18 protein-coding genes and 1 pseudogene are annotated in these 18,609 nt (G+C 63.3%); 7 read left to right on the top strand and 12 right to left on the bottom strand.

Features of this window, described 5'->3' with window-relative positions; genetic code table 11:
• Positions 1-15: 15 nt before the first annotated feature.
• Entirely contained in the window at positions 16-309 is a 294-nt protein-coding gene (locus tag ACVOLS_RS15565) for a GNAT family N-acetyltransferase (RefSeq protein WP_481546358.1), read from the bottom strand.
• A gap of 199 nt (positions 310-508) precedes the next feature.
• On the opposite strand from ACVOLS_RS15565, the gene ACVOLS_RS15570 reads away from it, so the two are divergent.
• Positions 509-673, top strand: coding sequence for a hypothetical protein (locus ACVOLS_RS15570; protein WP_481546359.1), 165 nt, complete (start codon positions 509-511; stop codon positions 671-673).
• A gap of 132 nt (positions 674-805) precedes the next feature.
• Here ACVOLS_RS15570 and ACVOLS_RS15575 read toward each other — a convergent pair whose 3' ends face one another.
• Positions 806-1,426, bottom strand: a complete 621-nt coding sequence (locus tag ACVOLS_RS15575) for a rhomboid family intramembrane serine protease (RefSeq protein ID WP_481546360.1) — start codon at positions 1,424-1,426, stop codon at positions 806-808.
• Positions 1,427-1,428: 2 nt separating this feature from the next.
• Positions 1,429-2,997 (bottom strand): POT-type proton-dependent oligopeptide transporter, encoded by a 1,569-nt coding sequence (locus tag ACVOLS_RS15580; protein ID WP_481546361.1) that lies wholly within the window; start codon positions 2,995-2,997, stop codon positions 1,429-1,431.
• Positions 2,998-3,223: 226 nt separating this feature from the next.
• Here ACVOLS_RS15580 and ACVOLS_RS15585 point away from each other — a divergent pair, with 226 nt between their 5' ends.
• On the top strand, positions 3,224-3,985 hold the full coding sequence (locus tag ACVOLS_RS15585) for an endonuclease/exonuclease/phosphatase family protein (protein WP_481546362.1): 762 nt from the start codon (positions 3,224-3,226) through the stop codon (positions 3,983-3,985).
• Positions 3,986-4,207: 222 nt separating this feature from the next.
• Here the strand turns inward: ACVOLS_RS15585 and ACVOLS_RS15590 are convergent, their stop codons facing one another.
• Positions 4,208-4,819 (bottom strand): superoxide dismutase, encoded by a 612-nt coding sequence (locus tag ACVOLS_RS15590; protein WP_481546363.1) that lies wholly within the window; start codon positions 4,817-4,819, stop codon positions 4,208-4,210.
• Positions 4,820-5,080: 261 nt separating this feature from the next.
• On the opposite strand from ACVOLS_RS15590, the gene ACVOLS_RS15595 reads away from it, so the two are divergent.
• Together ACVOLS_RS15595 and ACVOLS_RS15600 are read left to right on the top strand one after the other, a co-directional pair.
• Entirely contained in the window at positions 5,081-5,545 is a 465-nt protein-coding gene (locus tag ACVOLS_RS15595) for a guanyl-specific ribonuclease (RefSeq protein WP_481546364.1), read from the top strand.
• Positions 5,542-5,988, top strand: a complete 447-nt coding sequence (locus ACVOLS_RS15600) for a barstar family protein (RefSeq protein ID WP_481508428.1) — start codon at positions 5,542-5,544, stop codon at positions 5,986-5,988. Before ACVOLS_RS15595 ends, ACVOLS_RS15600 begins: the two co-directional genes overlap by 4 nt.
• A 3-nt stretch (positions 5,989-5,991) precedes the next feature.
• Here the strand turns inward: ACVOLS_RS15600 and ACVOLS_RS15605 are convergent, their stop codons facing one another.
• The 4 genes from ACVOLS_RS15605 to ACVOLS_RS15620 all read right to left on the bottom strand — a co-directional run bounded on the left by ACVOLS_RS15605 (position 5,992) and on the right by ACVOLS_RS15620 (position 10,187).
• The gene (locus ACVOLS_RS15605) at positions 5,992-6,519 is read right to left on the bottom strand and encodes an SRPBCC family protein (protein ID WP_481546365.1); all 528 of its coding nucleotides are present in this window, start codon (positions 6,517-6,519) and stop codon (positions 5,992-5,994) included.
• 322 nt (positions 6,520-6,841) lie between these two features.
• Positions 6,842-7,270 carry a VOC family protein gene (locus tag ACVOLS_RS15610; protein ID WP_481546366.1) on the bottom strand — a complete coding sequence of 143 codons (429 nt, stop codon included), beginning with the start codon at positions 7,268-7,270 and terminating at the stop codon, positions 6,842-6,844.
• An 86-nt stretch (positions 7,271-7,356) separates the two neighbouring features.
• Complete coding sequence (locus ACVOLS_RS15615; protein WP_481546367.1) at positions 7,357-9,246, bottom strand: ATP-binding cassette domain-containing protein; 1,890 nt, start codon at positions 9,244-9,246, stop codon at positions 7,357-7,359.
• A gap of 35 nt (positions 9,247-9,281) precedes the next feature.
• Positions 9,282-10,187 carry a LysR family transcriptional regulator gene (locus ACVOLS_RS15620; protein WP_481546368.1) on the bottom strand — a complete coding sequence of 302 codons (906 nt, stop codon included), beginning with the start codon at positions 10,185-10,187 and terminating at the stop codon, positions 9,282-9,284.
• Between the two features lie 127 nt (positions 10,188-10,314).
• On the opposite strand from ACVOLS_RS15620, the gene ACVOLS_RS15625 reads away from it, so the two are divergent.
• On the top strand, positions 10,315-11,343 hold the full coding sequence (locus ACVOLS_RS15625) for a YeiH family protein (protein WP_481546369.1): 1,029 nt from the start codon (positions 10,315-10,317) through the stop codon (positions 11,341-11,343).
• A 241-nt stretch (positions 11,344-11,584) separates the two neighbouring features.
• Here the strand turns inward: ACVOLS_RS15625 and lysS are convergent, their stop codons facing one another.
• Entirely contained in the window at positions 11,585-13,105 is a 1,521-nt protein-coding gene (gene lysS / locus ACVOLS_RS15630) for a lysine--tRNA ligase (RefSeq protein ID WP_481546370.1), read from the bottom strand.
• 100 nt (positions 13,106-13,205) lie between these two features.
• Positions 13,206-14,331 (bottom strand): peptide chain release factor 2 gene (gene prfB, locus ACVOLS_RS15635; RefSeq protein WP_481546371.1). Its coding sequence is split into 2 segments (ribosomal slippage): positions 13,206-14,255 and positions 14,257-14,331, totalling 1,125 coding nucleotides; the frame shifts between segments, so codons are not numbered across the junction.
• 173 nt (positions 14,332-14,504) lie between these two features.
• Here prfB and ACVOLS_RS15640 point away from each other — a divergent pair.
• Both ACVOLS_RS15640 and ACVOLS_RS15645 read left to right on the top strand, forming a co-directional pair.
• The gene (locus ACVOLS_RS15640) at positions 14,505-15,668 is read left to right on the top strand and encodes a pre-peptidase C-terminal domain-containing protein (protein ID WP_481546372.1); all 1,164 of its coding nucleotides are present in this window, start codon (positions 14,505-14,507) and stop codon (positions 15,666-15,668) included.
• A 114-nt stretch (positions 15,669-15,782) separates the two neighbouring features.
• The gene (locus ACVOLS_RS15645) at positions 15,783-17,129 is read left to right on the top strand and encodes an ABC transporter substrate-binding protein (RefSeq protein WP_481546373.1); all 1,347 of its coding nucleotides are present in this window, start codon (positions 15,783-15,785) and stop codon (positions 17,127-17,129) included.
• A 182-nt stretch (positions 17,130-17,311) separates the two neighbouring features.
• Here ACVOLS_RS15645 and ACVOLS_RS15650 read toward each other — a convergent pair.
• Positions 17,312-17,806: pseudogene (locus ACVOLS_RS15650) on the bottom strand (YfaP family protein); the annotation flags it as partial.
• Positions 17,757-18,404, bottom strand: a complete 648-nt coding sequence (locus tag ACVOLS_RS15655) for a VIT domain-containing protein (protein WP_481546374.1) — start codon at positions 18,402-18,404, stop codon at positions 17,757-17,759. The gene ACVOLS_RS15655 and the pseudogene ACVOLS_RS15650, both read right to left, overlap by 50 nt.
• Positions 18,405-18,609: the final 205 nt, after the last annotated feature.

Below are 18,609 nucleotides of genomic sequence, written 5' to 3' on the forward strand. Positions count from 1 at the left end.
GGCCATGCCAGCGAATTATCCCAGCAGGTCCGCATATTCGCCATGACGTTGCATGAAAGCGGCGGCATAAGCGCAGGCCGGTATCACCTTCCAGCCTGCAACACGCGCATGCTCCAGCGCGGATCGGGTCAATGCCGCGGCAATGCCACGACCGCCGATGGCCTCGGGCACCCCGGTATGGGTGATGACCATCACTCCGCCATCCAGCTCGTAATCCAGCACCGCGCGCTGACCATCGACCAGCGTCAGGAAGCGGCTTGCGGCTGCGTCATGTTCAATATCTGGAACTGGCGGTTTGTTCAAGCTCATGATTACTCCTGCTCAACTCGTGGGATTTGGTGAAAGCGAGGTGATGACGCGCGCTATAGGTCGGAAGCGCCACTTTGCGTCACTTTCCGACATCGGCGCCAGCTGCGCTACCGCAATCAAAGCATGGACTGCGTCTCAAAAGCTGGCACGGGATTTGCTGCGTATACCCGCAAACAACAGCTGATAGCCGAGGTGCCCCGTGTTCGACAACGACCGCACGATGCAGATCCCGTCCAACGACCACGACTCCACCCTGCTGGAAGGCCTGTTTCAACTGGCCGTCGCCGGCGACACCGACGGCTGGGAATTCAAGAAGATCGACAGCGAAGTCTATTCGCGCCTGCTCGACAGCTACGCCGCCTGAGCCAGCCACCAGCGTTCACGCACGCGGCGCGCCCAAGGCGCAGCGGCCATGAACGAAAAGGGGCCGCGACGACACGATGCGCGCGGCCCCTGGCATGTGGGGCGATACAGCCCCCAGCTCCCTACCCGCCGATCAGAAGCGGAAAGTAGGATTCATCAGACTCTGCAGGAAGTGCTGCACCAGCTCCGGCTCCATGATCAGCATGAACATCACACCGAAAGCGGCACCGGCCAGGTGCGCGCTGTGATTGACGTTGTCCCCGCCCTTCTTGTCCATCCAGATGCTGTAGCCGACGTAGAACGCGGCATACACGATGGCCGGGGCCGGGATGAACATCACCAGGATCAGCTTCCACGGCGCGATCAGGATGTAGGCGAACAGCACCGCCGACACCGCGCCTGACGCCCCCAGGCTCAGGTAGTTCGGGTTCTTCTGGTTCTTCAGGTAGGTCGGCAGGATCGATACCACCAGCGCCGACAGGTAGAACAACGGATAGACCCACCACTGCCCGGTCGTGCCGAGCATGATGACCTCGATCGAGCGCCCGAAGAAATACAGGGTGACCATGTTGAACAACAGGTGCCCGAAATCAGCATGGATGAACCCATAGGTCACCAGCCGGTCGTACTGCTTGTGTTTGTCGATGGCCGGCGGCCACAGGATCAAGCGGTCAGCCAGCTTGCGGTTGTTGAACGCCATCCACGACACCAGGGCAGTGACGGCGATCAGGATCAGGGTTATCGGTCCTTGCATGTTCAAACCGCCCGGTAGTTGTCGACCATCTTGTAACGGCGTGCGTAGATGCCGAATGCCAGTGCCGCAATGAAGGCAAAGCCGGCGAAGAAGAACATCAGGAACGCGGTCTCGCTCAAGCCGGTACTGGCAATACGGTCGGTGACCGCGTGGTTGCGCACCGCCGCATTGGACAGAAGCACCCACAGGTTACCGATGGTGGTGGTCAGGTTCCAGAAGCTCATCACCACGCCCTTCATCGACGCCGGCGCCTGGCTGTAGGCGAACTCCAGACCGGTCGCCGAAACCAGTACTTCACCGAAGGTCAGCAGCGCGTACGGCAGCACCTGCCAGAAGATCGACATCGCATCGCCACCGTCCATCACCACCTGGATGCCACCCACCACGATCCAGGCCAAGCCGCTGAAGGCGATACCGGCGGTCATCCGTCGCAGCGCGGTCGGCTCGAAGCCGAAGCGACGCAGGGCCGGGTACAGCACCAGATTGTTGAACGGGATCAGGATCATCACCAGCAGCGGGTTGAGCGCCTGCATCTGCGAGGCGGTGAACCAGCTCGGCATGCTCATCTGCTGGCCCTGCAGCACCCAGGTCGAGGCCTTCTGGTCGAACAGCGAGAAGAACGGGGTGGTCAGGGCGAAGATCACCAGCACCTTCAGCACCGAGCGCACGCCTTCGACAGCCGCCTCCGGGTGCACGCCACGGGCGCGGTCCAGCTGCAGCATGGTGCCGCCGCCAATACCGGCCAGCAACGAGACCAGCGCCAGACACAGACAGATCACGATGCCCAGGCTGGGCACCAACGCGAACGAAGCCAGCGCCAGCACCACGCCCAACACCGCCACCACAAGACCCATGCGGCCCTGGCCCGGGGCTTGTGCCAGCAGCGCTGTACGCACCACGTTGGCGAAGGAATGCGGGTCCTTGGGCGGCAGCGGCACCAGCACGTAGCGCTTGCGTCCCAGCCAGAACACGAAGGTGGCCACGAACATCAGGATGCCGGGAATACCGAACGCCCACTGCGGACCGAGGTTCTTCAGCGCCAGCGGGATCAGCAGCGAGGCGAACAGCGAGCCGAAATTGATGATCCAGTAGAACGCGTCAAACACGATCTTGGCCAGGTGCTTGTTGCCCTGGTCGAACTGGTCGCCCATGAACGACGCCACCAGTGGCTTGATGCCACCTGCACCCAACGCGATCAGCCCCAAGCCCAGGAAGAAGCCTTGCCGGTTGCCCTCGAACAGCGCCAGGCACAGATGGCCGACACAGTAGATCAGGCTGAACCAGAGAATGGTGTGGTACTTGCCGAAAAAGCGGTCTGCCAGCCAGCCACCGAGCAGCGGGAAGAAATACACGCCGATCATGAAGCTGTGCATGATGTCCTTGGCTTCGCCGGCCCGGCCTTCGGCGGTGATCTCCTGCAACAGCAGCGAGGTGATCAGGAACTGCACCAGGATGTTGCGCATCCCGTAGAAGCTGAAGCGTTCGCACGCCTCATTACCGATGATGTAGCCGATCTGGCGCGGCATCTTTGCCTTGGGGTTCGGGGCTGCTGCCACGTCGTTGGTCGTCATCTGCGGGCGATCCGTGAATACAAAGGTTGCAAGCGTAACGCATCAGGCTGCCCGCCAGACTGGATCCAACAGGTAAAACACCTACCGCCCACACCAGCAAGACCCCATTACAGCCGCCTGCACGCCCCTTCTACGCGGAAAGCATTAGGATGACAGTCCCTCATCTTGAGGCGTTGCAATGCTGCGCTGGGGCTGTTTCGGACTGCTTGTCCTGTCATTTGGCGTCATGGCTGAGCCGGTCATACCGGTCATCAAGATCGCCAACCTGCGCCTGCCCGACAGCGGCGAAATCTGGACCGGCCAGCGCGACCGGATCGCCGCGCTGATGGAAGACCTGCGGCCGGACGTGATCGTCGTGCAGGACGTGCGCCAGCTGGCCAACACCCCCAACCCCGCCTGCTGGCTGGGCAGCCGCCTCAAGTACAGCTGCGACTTCATCAGTGCCGACCGCCCCAGCCAGCCGGTGCGCCGCGGCAATGCGGTGTTGACCCGCCTGCAAGCCCAGCAGGACGGCATCACCCTGCTGCACGGCGATGACGCGCCAACCGCCGCCGGCATGCAGCGCCTGCAGCTGCAGCAGACCCAACTGAACATCTATGCCGCCAGTATGTGCCCCAGCGACAACAGCCCGGTCTCGCGCGGCCACCAGGCTGCGGATCTGCGCTCCTGGATGGATGCCACCGCCGAAGGCCTGCCGTCACTGATCATCGGCAACTTTGCCGCGCCCACCGAGGAACTGGTTCGGCAACTGCCCGGTTATCAGCCGGCACGCAGGAATCCGTCCAATCGCCGTGGTGATGCCCGCCTCGCAGCCGACGCCCAACACGGGCTGGACGTGCTGTACCAGGTCCGCAGCTTCGCCGACATCACCCAGCAGGCGATCCAACTACCGGCCAGCGACGCACAGCCGGCGCCCGAGCCGCTGGGCATGATGGCAACGTTGCGCGTCACCCGCATCCCCGCAACCGGGGACGCTGAGCAGCCCTGAGGCGGCAGTTGTCTACGGTCGTTTGTGGGAGCTGCGTAAGCCGCGAAGCTGAGGTTGTTGCAGCTGCGGGCATACATGCACTCCGATGATGTGTGTGCTTCGCGGCTGACGCCGCTCCCACAACATGGGGTTTGGGACGCCAGCAACGACAAAGGCCGGGCAATGCCCGGCCTTTGCTGGACCGGCCGTCCCAACCGGAACAGCCGCTTCATGTCACCGCTATCAGGCAATCGCTTCCTGGTAACGACGCTCGACTTCGTTCCAGTCGACCACGTTGAAGAACGCGCCGATGTATTCCGGGCGACGGTTCTGGTACTTCAGGTAGTAAGCGTGTTCCCACACGTCCAGCGCCAGGATCGGGGTGTTGCCGTCCATCAGCGGGCTGTCCTGGTTGGCCGAGGACTCGACGACAACCTTCTTGTCCGGGGTCACGCTCAGCCACGCCCAGCCGCTGCCGAAACGGGTCAGCGCAGCCTTGGTGAAGGCTTCCTTGAACTTCTCGAAACCGCCCAGCTGCGATTCGATGACCTTGCCGACGTCACCGACCGGCTGGCCGCCGCCGTTGGGCGACATCACGGTCCAGAACAGGGAATGATTGGCATGACCGCCACCGTTGTTGCGCACCGGGCCCTGCAGGTTCTCCGGCAGCGACTTGGTCTTCTTCACCAGCTCATCAACCGGCAGGTCGGCGTACTCGGTGCCTTCCAGCGCAGCATTGATGTTGTTGATGTAGGTCTGGTGGTGCTTGCTGTGGTGGATCTCCATCGTGGCCGCATCGATATGCGGTTCCAGGGCGTCGTAGGCGTAAGGCAGCTTGGGCAGGGTGTAAGCCATGAGGGATCTCCTTTGGATAGCCGGTTTCTGTGTCTGGTCGAAAAACCAGACGGTGCGCTGTCAATGGTAGGGACGAAGCAGCAACTTACCAAGGGTGTCGTAAAGGAAACTTTGTCCCGCACGCGGGCGGTGGACAGTGCAGGCGCGATCTGCGCGGACGTTGTTACTGCCACGTGAAACCTGCGTACTGAACCATCTGTTCAACAAAGACGCTGTCATGGCGTGATAATCACCGCCTGTTCCGGACTTCTCCTACTGCCCATGCGCAAGCCCATGCTCCTTGTCGTCGCCATCGTCCTGCTCATTGGCGGGCTGTGGGGCATGCGCGTACTGCAGCAACCTGCGCCTCCGCAGTTCGCGCCATCGCTTTCGCAGGACTTGCCCGCAGCGGCCGGGACCAGCCAAGCCGCACGCGCCGACGAACGCAGCAGGGACCCGCTCCCGGCTTTCCTGCCGGCAGAAGCGCGCGACACCATCGCCCTGATCCAGCGCGGCGGCCCCTACCCGCACCGCCAGGACGGCAGCACCTTCGGCAACCGCGAGCGCCAGCTGCCGCAGCGGCCGCGCGGCTATTACCGCGAGTACACCGTGGATACACCCGGGCTGAGTCATCGTGGCGCCAAGCGCATCGTCACCGGCGGCGACCCGCCGGATGCCTGGTATTACACCGATGACCATTACGAGAGCTTCCGCAGCTTCGAAGTCCCCGCCAGGAGTACGCCATGAGTGACAGCGGTTTTGACATGGGTCTGGAAGATGTCAGCCAGGCCGGCGTCTACGGTGTTGGCGACGGCGACCTCGGCGGCTTGGCAGCGGTAGCCCGCGATGCTGGCTTGCGCGTGTGCCGCATCGATCTGGAAGGCTGCGCCGACAAACGCACCTTGCTGATGCGCCTGGGCACCCAGCTCGACTTCCCCGCCGGCTGGAGCCGCAACTGGGATGCGCTGTCCGATGGCTTGCGTGACCTGTCCTGGTTGCCGGCCAACGGCTATGCCTTGCTGTTCAGCGATGCCAACGATCTGCGTCAAGGCAGCCCGGCTGACTTCGATACCTTGTTGGACGTGCTGTCCGAAGCCTCGGCCAGCTGGGCCGAGGACAAGGTGGCGTTCTGGGCCTTCCTGGAGCTGCCGGGTGGCGGCGAAGAGGCAGCTGGTGACGAGGAAGAATGATCCTCAGCGGGCGGCCTGCAGCCAGCGCGCCAGGCCATCCAATTGCTGCGCCTGGACCTTGTCCACAACTGGCGCCAGGGCACTGAGATCATCGGGGCTGTAACCGCCTGCGCGGTAGCGCCAACTTACCCGGGTTGAAGTGCCTTCTGCCTGCAGGGTCCACTCGGCGACACCGTGCAGGCCCATGCCCTGCATCGGCCCCAGCCCGCCGGTCATGCGCAGGGTTTTCTCCGGATCTACGAACACGACCTGCAGGTGTTGCGCCTGCTGTGCGCCTGCGCGCTCGCAGAAGCAGCCACCGGCGCGGGCATCGATGGAGAGCGTTGCAGCCTTTCCCCACCAACTGTGGTCTTTTGGCCACCAATGATCGATATCAGCCGTCATCGCCTGCCAGACGCGCGCTGGCGTGGCTGCGATCAGGACACTGTTTTCGACGGTGAAGCCACTGGGTGTGGCGTCTTTGACTTCGGCGTGCGCCGGCAAGGCGAAGGGTGTTGCGAGCAGCAGTAACGTATTGAGTCTGCGATGCATGGCTGCTGCTCTTGTTGAATGGCACGAGCATGCGCGGAGCGTGCTTGGCCCGCAAGCGCTAGCTCGTGCCAAGAGCCCTCCCCTGCACCTGCGCTGCAATGGAGGGAGCGTAGTGCCGAGCCATGCTCGGCAGGAGCGTTCCCAGCACCCCATCAGCGCCACAGCACCAAGCCGAACAACCCGTAGATCAACCGCCCAAAGCACCCCTCCCCGGCCCTCCCCTACGCCTTCGGTGCAAGGGAGGGAGCAAAACGTTCAGCCCTCCATTCTGCCGAGCAGCTGCTCCCTCCCTTTCGCGCAGCGAAGGGGAGGGAGCAGAGCATCAGTCCAAGTGCGCCGAAACCGGCCCCTTCAGCTCGATGGTGTTGCCATCGGGGTCCCTGAAGTACAACGACAGCCCATCCCCTTCAGCACCGAAATTCACCTCGGCAGCCGCCGACGGCGTTGCGCCGTGCAGGGAGAGATACGCAACCAGGCCCGCCTCATCGAAAGGCTCGATCCGCAGGCAGAGATGATCAACATTGCGCGCCTCCGGTCCCGGCCCGGCACCACCGCGCGCACCCAACGTGCCATCCAGACTGATCAAGTCGATCATCGACGCACCGGCACGCAGATGCACCAAACCAAGATGGTCGCGTCGTCGCACCACCTCGCAGCCCAGCACGGTTGAATAGAACGCAATGCTGCGCTCCAGGTCGCGGACCCGGAACACCACATGATCGATACGTGCAACGTCGAACGGCCGTTTCATCATCACCTCGCAGCATCCATGGACACCATCCTGCCGTCCTCGACGAGGACGGCAGGTGAAGCAACGCGTAGACCGTCAGCGCCGGATCAGGCGTCCAGTTCCTGCCAACGTGCGTAGGCGGCATCCAGTTCGGCCTGCACCTTGGTCAGCTGCTGCGTGTGCGCAGTGACTTCGGCGCTGGATCGGGTATAGAACGAGGGATCGTTCATCGCCGAGGTCAGGCCTTCCACATCCAGTTCCAGCTTCTCGATCTTCGCCGGCAGCTGCTCCAGCTCGCGCGCGTCCTTGAAGCTGAGCTTGCGCTTGGGCGCGGCATCGGCCACCGGAGCGGCAGGCGCAGCTGCAGGTGCTGCCGTCGCCGAAGCCTTGGCCACCGCCATCGCGGTCTGGGTCGGTGCCGGACGCTGGCGCAGCGAGTCACTGTAGCCGCCGATGTAATCGCCCACCTTGCCCTCGCCTTCCAGCACCAGCGTGGAGGTCACCACGTTGTCGAGGAAGTCACGGTCATGGCTGACCAGCAGCAAGGTGCCGGTGTAGTCGGCCAGCAGCTCCTCCAGCAGCTCCAGGGTTTCCACGTCCAGGTCGTTGGTCGGTTCGTCCATCACCAGCAGATTGGACGGCTGTGCGAACAACTTGGCCAGCAGCAGGCGGTTGCGCTCGCCACCGGACAGGCGGGTGATCGGCGCGCGTGCGCGTTCCGGGGTGAACAGGAAGTCCTGCAGGTAGGCATGCACATGCTTGCGCTTGCCGTTGAGATCGATGAAGTCCGCGCCTTCGGCCACGTTCTCGATCGCACTCCAATCCTCGCGCAGGGTGGCGCGGTACTGGTCAAAGTAGGCGATCTGCAGGTTGGTGCCCTGGCGCACTTCGCCGCTGTCCGGCTGCAGTTCGCCCAGCAGCAGCTTCAGCAAGGTGGTCTTGCCGCTGCCGTTGGGGCCGATCAGGCCGATGCGGTCACCACGCAGGATGGTGGTTTCGAAATCCTTGACCATCACCCGCTCGCCGAACGAGAAGGAGATGTTCTTGATGTCGATGACCTTCTTGCCGGAGTTCTCGGCACCGGCCGCTTCCAGCTTGACGTTGCCACCGAGCTCACGCCGCTGGCTGCGCTCGTTGCGCATGGCCTTGAGCCGGCGTACACGACCTTCGTCGCGGGTACGGCGCGCCTTGATGCCTTGGCGGATCCAGACTTCTTCCTGCGCCAGCAGCTTGTCGAAGCGGGCGTTTTCCTGCGCCTGCGCGTTGAGGCGCTCCTCGCGACGGCGCTCGTAGTTGTCCCAGTCACCCGGCCAGCTGGTCACCTGGCCGCGATCGATCTCGACGATGCGGGTGGCCAAGGCACGCAGGAAACGGCGGTCATGGGTGACGAACACCACGCAGCCGTTCCAGCCCTTGAGGAAGGTTTCCAGCCAATCGATGGCTTCGATGTCCAGGTGGTTGGTCGGCTCGTCGAGCAGCAGCACGTCCGGGCCGGCTACCAGCGCACGCGCCAGCAGCACGCGGCGCTTCATGCCGCCGGACAGACGGCCGAATTCGGCATCGCCATCCAGGTCGAGCTTGGTCAGGGTTTCCTCGACGCGCTGATCCAGACCCCAGCCATCGGCGGCATCGATCTTGGCCTGCACATTGCCCATGGCCTCGCCATCGAAGACTTCGGCGTGGCTCAGGCGATGGAACTCGGCCAGCCAGTGGCCGAGCTCGCCGAGGCCATCGGCGACCACGTCGAACACGCTGCCGGCAGCGCCATGCGGCACTTCCTGCTCGAGTCGGGTGACGCGCACGCCCTGCTGCACGCGCACCTCGCCGTCATCGGGCTTGAGCTCGCCAGCCATCAGCTTCATGAGAGTGGATTTGCCGGCGCCGTTGCGGCCGATCAGGGCGATACGCTCGCCAGTCTCGATCGACAGTTCGGCTTTTTCCAGCAACAACGGGCCGCCGACGCTGTAGTCGACGTTCTGCAAGGTAATCAAAGGCATGGGCGTATTGTACGGGCTCTGGCGGTCGACCGCGCTCAATCGTCGCTAAACACGTCCGCCGGCAGGCCGAGCAGCTGGCGCAGGCTGGCCGGAATCCGCTTGCCAGGGTGCCGCACCGCCCATAGCTGACGCTGCAATGGCGGCATGGGCGTCGCCAACACCTGCAGCTTGCCCAGCGTCACCAGATCAGCCACCGCATGCCGCGACAGGCAGGCCAGCCCCAGCCCGGCGACCGCGCCCTGCTTGATCGCTTCGGTGCCGCCCAACTGCAGCACTTCCGCGAAGCCATGCAGATGCGGCAACAAGGCCTGTTCGGCAGCCTCGCGAGTACCTGAACCGGGTTCGCGCAGCAGCCAGCGCGCCTGCCGCAGCATCGTCAGGTCCGCTCCACTTTTGAACTGCACGGCGAGCGGGTGGCGTTCGCCAAACACCACCACCAGCTCGTCCTGCTGCCAGTGCGCCACTTCCAGCCCAGGCTCGTGGCTGGGCCCTTCAATCAAGCCGACATCCACCTCCAGCCGTTGCACGGCGGTGGTGACCTCGCGGGTATTGCCGATCACCAGTTCGACATGGGCGTGCGGATTGGAGGCCTGCAGGTCGGCGATCCGCGCCGGCATCAGGTAGTTGCCAATGGTCGTGCTGGCGCCGACCTGCCAGCGCACGGCCGCACCGGTCTGGCTGTCTGCTCGGAACCGACGCTCGATATCGGTCATACCCGCCAACAACGCCCGCGCCTGCGGCAGCAAGGCTCTGCCGTGGCCGTTGAGCACCAGCCGGCGCCCAATCCGGTCGAACAAAGCCAGCCCGAGCAGGCTCTCCAATTCGACCAGGGCGGCACTGACCGCCGATTGCGACAAGCCCAACAACTCGCCCGCGGCCGTAGTGGTACCGGCCTCCGCGATACCGGAAAAGATCTGCAACTGGCGTAGGGAGAGATGCACAACCTACCTCTAAAATCGGTTGATTCAACCAATATTATCCGTTTTACAGGTAATAACCGTAGGTGCAGCATGGGCTATCTTCTAATAACCCAATGTTATGAACACCTCGACCCAAGGGCTGACCTCGATGCCCCTCTCCCGCCTCCCCGGCCTGCTGCTGACGGCCGCCGTCGCTGGCCTGTCGATCTGGCTGGGCACCTTGCCGTGGATGCAGAACCACGGCATCAGCGCGCTGACCCTGGCCATCGTCATCGGCATCGTGCTGGGCAACACGGTTTATCGCAGCTTGGCTACCCGCGCTGACGCAGGGGTTGGTTTTTCCAAGGCCACCCTGCTGCGCGCCGGCATCATTCTCTATGGCCTGCGCCTGACCCTGCAGGATATCGGCCAGGTTGGCGTCGCTGGCGTGGCGATCGATGCGCTGGTGCTGTGTTCGACCTTCGGCCTGGCCTGGTGGCTGGGCACCAGATTGCTGGGCATGGATCGCAACTCGGCACTTTTGATCGGTGCCGGCAGTTCGATCTGTGGTGCTGCCGCGGTGATGGCGGCCGAGCCGGTGATCAAGGGCCGTGCCGAACAGGTCGCCGTTGCCGTGGCCACGGTGGTGGTGTTTGGCACGATCGCGATGTTCCTGTACCCGCTGCTGTATCAGTGGGGCGTGTCGGCGGGCTGGATGCCGCTGGATGAAACCGCGTTCGGCGTGTTTACCGGCTCTACCGTGCATGAGGTTGCGCAGGTGGTGGCTGCAGGTCGTGCGGTCAGTGAACCTGCCGCCGATGCCGCGGTCATCACCAAGATGGTGCGGGTGATGATGCTGGCGCCGTTCCTGGTCGGCCTGTCTGCATTGCTGGCGCGTGGCCAGAACAGCGGCAATGGCGAGCGGTCGAAGATCACCATTCCTTGGTTCGCGTTCGGCTTCATCGCCATGGTCGGTTTCAACTCGCTGCAGTTGCTGCCGGCTGAGCTGGTGAAGGTGTTGGTGGATCTGGACACCGTGTTGCTGGCAATGGCGATGGCTGCGCTGGGTTTGACCACGCATGCTTCGGCACTGCGTCAGGCAGGTGCCAAGCCGATGTTGTTGGCTTTGTTGTTGTTTGGTTGGTTGTTGGTTGGCGGGATGCTGATCAATCTGGGGGTGCGGGCGGTGCTGGGCTGAGGCGCTATTGGAAGGCCTCTGCCGAGCATGGCTCGGCACTACATGCGATCCCCTGCGCGGAAGGCCGATTCGCGGCGCTTTAGCCCCTCTCCCGCGTGCGGGAGAGGGGTTGGGGTGAGGGCAGCTTTTCGCTGGTAAAGCCTCTGCCGAGCATGGCTCGGCACTACATTTGGCAAACAAAAAGGCCTTCCCTTAACCGGGAAGGCCTTTGTTCTTGCGGCTGCAGCCGGGTCGCCCTGGATCAGGCTTCCGGGCGCATGTACGGGAACAGCAGCACGTCGCGGATCGAGGCACGGCCGGTCAGCATCATCACCAGACGGTCGATGCCGATACCCAGGCCGCCGGTCGGTGCCATGCCGTATTCAAGCGCACGGATGTAGTCGGCGTCGTAATGCATGGCTTCGTCGTCACCACCGTCCTTGGCTTCGACCTGGGCCTGGAAACGTGCGGCCTGGTCTTCCGGATCGTTCAACTCGGAAAAGCCATTGGCCAGCTCCTTGCCGTTGACGAACAGTTCGAAGCGGTCGGTGTAACCAGCGTCGTTGTCGCTGGCGCGGGCCAGCGGCGAGACCTCGACCGGGTGATCGGTGATGAAGGTCGGCTGGATCAAGGTGTGTTCGACCGTGGCCTCGAAGATCTCCAGCAGCAGCTTGCCCCAGCCGTAGCTCGGCTTTACGCGGATCTTCAGGCGCTCGCAATGGCGCAGCAGCGCATCACGATCGGTGCAGTCGGCGGCGGTGATTTCCGGGTTGTGGTGACGTACGGCTTCGTCCATGCGCCAGCGGCGGAACGCCGGGGCCAGATCGATCTGCACGCCATCCCATTCCACCACGGTGGTCCCGAGCACGCTCTGCGCGACATCGCGGATCACGCCTTCGGTCAGGTCCATCACTTCGTTGTACGTGGCATAGGCCTCGTACAGCTCCATCATGGTGAATTCCGGGTTGTGGCGGGTACTGACGCCTTCGTTGCGGAAGTTGCGGTTGATCTCGTAGACGCGCTCAAGGCCGCCAACCACCAGACGCTTCAGGTACAACTCCGGCGCAACCCGCAGGTACAGCTGCATATCCAGCGCGTTGTGATGCGTGGTGAACGGCTTGGCCGTGGCGCCGCCGGGGATGTAATGCATCATCGGCGTTTCGACTTCGAGGAAGTCGCGGTTGTCCAGCCATGCGCGCATGGCGCGGATGATCTTGGAGCGCTTGATGAAGACGTCGCGCGATTCCGGGGTGACGATCAGGTCGACATAACGCTGACGGTAGCGCTGTTCGACATCGGCCAGACCGTGCCACTTGTCCGGCAACGGGCGCAGCGACTTGGTCAGCAGGCGGATGCTGGTCGCCTTGACCGACAGTTCGCCGGTCTTGGTGCGGGTCAGGCCACCTTCGACGGCGATGATGTCGCCAACGTCCCAGCCCTTGAAGGCGGCATAGATGTCACCCAGTGCGGTGGCCTGCAGGAACAGCTGGATACGGCCGCTCTCGTCCTGGATCTGCGCGAAGCTGGCCTTGCCCATGATGCGCTTGGCCATCAAGCGGCCGGCCATCTTCACGGTGCGGCCGGTGGCTTCCAGCGCTTCGCTGGTCCAGGCCTCGGCATCGGCGTACTCGGCCTGCAAGGTGCCGGCGAAGTCTTCGCGGCGGAAGTCGTTCGGGTAGGCAATGCCCTGCCCGCGCAGCGCCGTGAGTTTCGCGCGGCGCTCGGCGATGAGGCTGTTCTCGTCGACGGGGAGCTGCTGCGTTTCAGGGGTCTGTTCGGTCATGGCATTCATTTGATTTTGGGGGGAGATGACAAGGTGCGGCCACCGCCTGGTGAAACCGCACCGTACAACAAGGGAATGGCCCGCGCAGGGCCATTCCGGATTACGCGTCGCTGCGTTTGGCGCCTGCTTCCAGGCCCGACTTGAGGCTGGCCTCGATGAACTCATCCAGGTCGCCGTCCAGCACCTTCTGCGTATCGGTACGCTCAACGCCGGTGCGCAGGTCCTTGATACGGCTCTGGTCGAGCACGTAGTTACGGATCTGGCTGCCCCAGCCGATGTCCGACTTGGTGGCTTCCAGCGCATCACGCTCGGTGTTCCGCTTCTGCACTTCCAGTTCATAGAGCTTCGCGGCCAGCATCTTCATCGCGGTGTCGCGGTTCTGGTGCTGGCTGCGGCCGGTCTGGCAGGCAACCACGGTATTGGTCGGGATGTGGGTGATACGCACCGCCGACTCGGTCTTGTTGACGTGCTGACCACCAGCACCGGAGGAACGGTACACGTCGGTGCGCAGGTCGGCCGGGTTGATGTCGATCTCGATGTTGTCATCGACTTCCGGCGACACGAATACCGAGGTGAAGCTGGTGTGGCGACGGTTGTCCGAGTCGAACGGCGACTTGCGCACCAGGCGGTGCACGCCGATCTCGGTCTTCAGCCAGCCGTAGGCGAACTCGCCTTCGACGCGGAAGGTAGCCGACTTGATGCCCGCGACGTCGCCACCGGACACTTCCATCAGCTCGGTCTTCCAGCCGCGCGATTCGCACCAACGCAGGTACATGCGCAGCATCATTTCGGCCCAGTCCTGGGCTTCGGTACCGCCAGCACCGGCCTGGATGTCGACGAAGGCGTTGCAGCTGTCCATCTCGCCGGAGAACATGCGCTGGAATTCGAGCTTCTCGATGTGCGCCTGGAATTTTTCCAGGTCGGCCACCACGGCCAGCGCCGTGTCCTCGTCCTGCTCGCTTTCGGCAAGCTCAAGCAGTTCGGTGGCTTCAGACAGGCCGTCCAGTACATCGGCAATGCCGGTGACGGTCTTGTCCAGCACCGAGCGCTCGCGGCCCAAGGTCTGGGCGTACTCTGGGTTGTTCCAGATGTCCGGGTTTTCGAGTTCGCGGGTTACTTCTTCGAGACGTTCTTTCTTGACGTCGTAGTCAAAGATACCCCCTGAGCGATAGCACGCGATCGGTGAGATCGGTGATTCGCTGGCGGATGGGATTGAGTTCGATCATGGTCGGTCTAGTGAGGCAGACAAGCTGTCAATTCTAGCATCCAGCTGCCTCCTGAATTGGGCCTTTGGGGCGTGAAGACGTTCTCGCTGAATAGACACAACTTAACGTTAGAATCGCCGCCTGACCCGCGAAGACGGGAAAAGGAGACATTTCTGACCATGAAGGACCTAAGCTTGAACACCAGACACGCTCGCCTGTTTGCAGCCATCACCTTGACCTTGGCACTTGCTGCCTGCCAGAAGCTGGGTGGCCTCGCCCCCACCGGCGGCGACAAGGCCTCGAACCTGACCGTCGGGGAAACGGTCTCTGGTGAAATCACCTCGTCCAGCACCCTGAACTACAACGACGGCAGCCGTCACCAGGGCTACAAGATCACCATGAAGAACGGCGAAGCCGTCTCCCTGGAACTGGGTGGCTCGCTCAGCGGCCAGCTGGCGGTGTTCGACGGCCAGAACATGATTGCCAATGCCTCCTCTTCGGGCATGAGCGAAGGCGACTCCTCCAGCTCGGTCAACCTGGCCTTCCGCGCCCCCAAGGACGGCACCTACCTGGTCGCAGTCAACAGCGCCAGCGCCGACGCGTTTGGCCCGTTCAAGCTCAAGAGCGCCAAGGTCGTGCCGTATGACGGCAAGCCGCTGGGCGCCGAAAGCGAGATCACCGACTGGCTGATGGGTGACAAGCAGGAGTACAAGCTGAAGGTCGACAAGGCCGGGCTGTACGCCATCACCGTGGAGTCCAGCGCATTCGACTCCTACCTGCGCCTGAACGGCCGCAACGTCGAACTGGAAGACGATGACAACGGCGGCAACCTCAACGCCCGCATCCGCACCTACCTGGAGCCGGGCGAGTACACCGTCGCCGCGTCCTCGGTGAATGGCAACACCGGCTCGTTCAAGCTAAACGTCAAGCTGACCCCAACCGAGAATGGCCTGGTTACCCGTGACGGCACTGCGCTGACCGTAGGCCAGACCGCACAATCGATGATGGATTCGCGCGGCCGCCGTACCTTCGTGCTCAACCTGGATGCACCCAAGCACATCCAGTTCGACGCCATCGCCGATGGCTTCGATTCGGTGCTGCACATCACCGGTCCGGGCGTCGACGAAGAGAACGACGACGGCGGCAATGGCACCAACGCGCAGCTGACCCTGAATCTGCGTGCAGGCCGCTACATCGTTGCGGTGACCAGCCTGGGCAGCCAGCAGGGCGTGTTCGAGCTGGAAACCACTGACCTCGGTGGCGGCGATGTCGCCGCCCCTGTCAACAACAACCGCAAGGATGCAGCCGAAGAGGCCGCCAGCGCCGCTGCCGACGCAGCCGCCGCCGTCATCCAGTAAGCCACACCGCCCAACTCGCCAGCCGGCGTGTTGGGCCCACGGCCACGCCGCCTGCCCCCGCAGGCAGCGTGGCCGTTCTTTACCTACCCCTGCTTCCCACCTAAAGGAGTTCAAGTGAAGCGACTTGCAGCCGGACTGCTGTCCCTTGCCATTGCCGCCGCCGTGCACGCCCCCGCGTATGCCGCCGGCCCGGCCCGCCCCCTCGCCATCGATGGCGATGTCAACGGCGAAATCACTTCTTCAAGCCCGGTCAACTACAGCGACGGCACCCGCAGCCAGCTGTTTTCGTTGCAGATGGGCGCCGGCCAAGCGGTTTCGCTGAAGCTGGAAGGTGCGCTCAAGGGCGCCCTGGCCGTGTTCAATCGTGATGTCCTGGTCTCGCGCACCGACGCCGGCAGCGAAGGCAGCACCACGCTGAGCATGCGCGCCGACAAGGCCGGCCAATACCTGGTCGCCGTCAGCGGCGCCGACGCACGTGCGTTCGGCCCGTTCCAGCTGTCGGCCGAACCCATCGTCGCCTATGACGGCAAGCCGCTGACCGCCGGCCGCCGGGTCACCGATTGGCTGAGCAACGGCGACAAGACCTTCGTCCTGCAGGTCGACAAGCCCGGCCTGTACACCATCAACCTGGAGTCCAGCGAGTTCGATTCGCGTCTGGAGCTGAGCGGCAACGGCCTGAATCTGGAAGATGACGATGGCGGCAACAACCTCAATGCGCGCCTGGTCGCTCCATTGCAGCCGGGCCGCTACACGCTGACCGCCGGAGGCCTGGGCGAAGCCTCAGGTGCGTTCTACCTGGGCGTCGAGCAGTCGGACTTCCCCGAAGGTCTGGTCTTCAACGACGGCACCAACCTGCCGCTCGAAGGCACCGTCAGCGGCTTCATCGGTGCCGACGACACCCGCAGCTTCGTGCTGAACCTGCCGGAACGGCGTCGTGTGCAGCTCGATGCCAGTGGCAAGGAGCTGGACACCATGCTGACCATCCAGGGCGGCGACATCACGCTGAGCGATGACGATGGCGGCGGTGGTGTCAATTCGCGCATCAGCCAGGTGCTGGATGCCGGCGAGTACAACGTCTCGGTGCGTTCGGTGAACAGCCGTGGCGGCGTGTTCCAGTTGGCTACCGCCACTGCAGCCGCGCCCGATGGCCCCATTCGCCCCGAGCTGAAGATCGGTCGCGAAGTACAGGGCCAGCTGCGTGCTGGCAACCGTGACATGTACACGCTTGAGATCCCGCGCAAGGGCAAGTACGTGATCAGCATGACCGCCGGCTCCTCGAGCCTGGATGGCATGATCACCGTGATGCGCAATGGCGAAGAAGTCGCCCAGCAGGATGACAGCGACTCCAGCCTCGATCCGAACCTGGAGATCGACCTGGAAGCCGGCCGCTACATCGTGTTCGCGCATAGCTTCGATCCGAACGCCACCGGCAGCTACCGCCTGCTGGCACGTCGCAAGTAAGCGAGCAAGCGAGCAAGCGTTAGCAAAACCCCGATGCCAGCTCTCTGACATCGGGGTTTTCTTTTTGTGGGAGCGGCGTGGGCCGCGAAGCTGGTGCTGCCAGATTCTCGTGCTGGTGCCTTGTTTGCTTCGCGGCTTACACCGTCCCCATATACAAATAGCAGATTGCTACAGCAACCGGCTCAACGCACTTCGAACTCACCTACCAGCACGGTATCGGTGGCGTCCTGCAAACGCATGGTCACTGCCTGATCCTTCTGCTTTGGCGTACCCCAATGGGTACTCAAGCGCAGCATCAAGGTAGCCGCACCAGTCACCAACTGCTGACGACTGCCAAAGTAATTGGCCTCCACCTTGTAGATACCGGGCTTGGCATCGCGCAACGAGAACTGCTCAGGCCCGTAGCCACCAGTGAAATCCTGCGACATCTGTCCGCCCTGATAGGTCAAACGATTGCCGTAGTACGCACGTTCGCCATTGGGGTCGGTCACCCAAAGATCCATATCACTGTTGTCCGCATCCCAGGCCAACACCACGCGCAGATCCAGCGGCATTGCCTTGCGCAAGCGTGGATCAACCTGTGTGGCATCCAGCGCCGTGCCACCGCGTGCAATCAGGCTGGTCAACTCATCCAGCGCGATCAGCGCAACGCCATCGAAGCGCCCATCCCATTGCCGCCTGGCCAAGCGTGTCCGCACCGCTCGCACGCATGCGAAGGCCGACCTCACCTGCCGCGGCTGCGAACTGCAGGGGCAAGCGCCACTGCCAACCCGCGCTGGACAACGGCATCGCTTCGCGGATGGTCAACTGCACCCGCCGGCTACCACCAGCAGGCAAGGGGTACACCCGGAGACGAAATTGGTTGCCGGCGGTCTGTTCCAGCAGTGCAGGATCCTGACCCTGTCGCGTGATCGCTTCGAACACCTGACGGCCGCGCTCCTTCGGCACCGCCACCGCGTCGCGGAGCTGCCCGTCAATGTCCAGGGCGAAGCCACTGATCTGCTGACCTTCGGCCAAAGGGAACTGCAGCTCGCCCTCCATCACCCGCCGATTGGGGTTGTGGAATACCAGCTCGATCCGGGTCTGGGCGACGCCAGCCTGTACCTCGCCGTCGATAGTCACCCGTCGCAGCTCGATTGGCTGCTCAGCCTTGGAAACCGCAATGAGAACCGGCGGCCGGACGATCTCCCTGCCCTGCTGTGCCGCAGAGGGTGTTGTCACCGCACTCAATAACACGCCAAACATCCAACAACGCCGCCAGATAACCAGGCTCATCGCAGCACTCCGTCCAAGGCTTGGGAGATCAAACGTGCCAACACCCGCAACGGGGTTGAAGAATCAATCAATCCGCTCTTGATCGCCGCCTCCGTCACCAGATAGGTCAACTCAAACCCCCTTGCTTGGGGCATTGTGCCGCGTCTCGGCAGCCTGGAAGACGAGCCCTGGCCGCATCCTGAGTGCCGCCATGCAGAAGCCCCAC

The organism is Stenotrophomonas sp. STEN038 (assembly GCF_056759895.1).

Excerpts from the sequence above, each read along its gene's own strand:
- ACVOLS_RS15565 (WP_481546358.1), bottom strand. The coding sequence starts at position 309 with ATGAGCTTGAACAAACCGCCAGTTCCAGATATTGAACATGACGCAGCC.
- ACVOLS_RS15575 (WP_481546360.1), bottom strand. The coding sequence starts at position 1,426 with ATGCAAGGACCGATAACCCTGATCCTGATCGCCGTCACTGCCCTGGTG.
- ACVOLS_RS15580 (WP_481546361.1), bottom strand. The coding sequence starts at position 2,997 with ATGACGACCAACGACGTGGCAGCAGCCCCGAACCCCAAGGCAAAGATG.
- ACVOLS_RS15585 (WP_481546362.1), top strand. The coding sequence starts at position 3,224 with ATGGCTGAGCCGGTCATACCGGTCATCAAGATCGCCAACCTGCGCCTG.
- ACVOLS_RS15590 (WP_481546363.1), bottom strand. The coding sequence starts at position 4,819 with ATGGCTTACACCCTGCCCAAGCTGCCTTACGCCTACGACGCCCTGGAA.
- ACVOLS_RS15595 (WP_481546364.1), top strand. The coding sequence starts at position 5,081 with ATGCGCAAGCCCATGCTCCTTGTCGTCGCCATCGTCCTGCTCATTGGC.
- ACVOLS_RS15600 (WP_481508428.1), top strand. The coding sequence starts at position 5,542 with ATGAGTGACAGCGGTTTTGACATGGGTCTGGAAGATGTCAGCCAGGCC.
- ACVOLS_RS15605 (WP_481546365.1), bottom strand. The coding sequence starts at position 6,519 with ATGCATCGCAGACTCAATACGTTACTGCTGCTCGCAACACCCTTCGCC.
- ACVOLS_RS15610 (WP_481546366.1), bottom strand. The coding sequence starts at position 7,270 with ATGAAACGGCCGTTCGACGTTGCACGTATCGATCATGTGGTGTTCCGG.
- ACVOLS_RS15615 (WP_481546367.1), bottom strand. The coding sequence starts at position 9,246 with ATGCCTTTGATTACCTTGCAGAACGTCGACTACAGCGTCGGCGGCCCG.
- ACVOLS_RS15625 (WP_481546369.1), top strand. The coding sequence starts at position 10,315 with ATGCCCCTCTCCCGCCTCCCCGGCCTGCTGCTGACGGCCGCCGTCGCT.
- lysS (WP_481546370.1), bottom strand. The coding sequence starts at position 13,105 with ATGACCGAACAGACCCCTGAAACGCAGCAGCTCCCCGTCGACGAGAAC.
- ACVOLS_RS15655 (WP_481546374.1), bottom strand. The coding sequence starts at position 18,404 with ATGAGCCTGGTTATCTGGCGGCGTTGTTGGATGTTTGGCGTGTTATTG.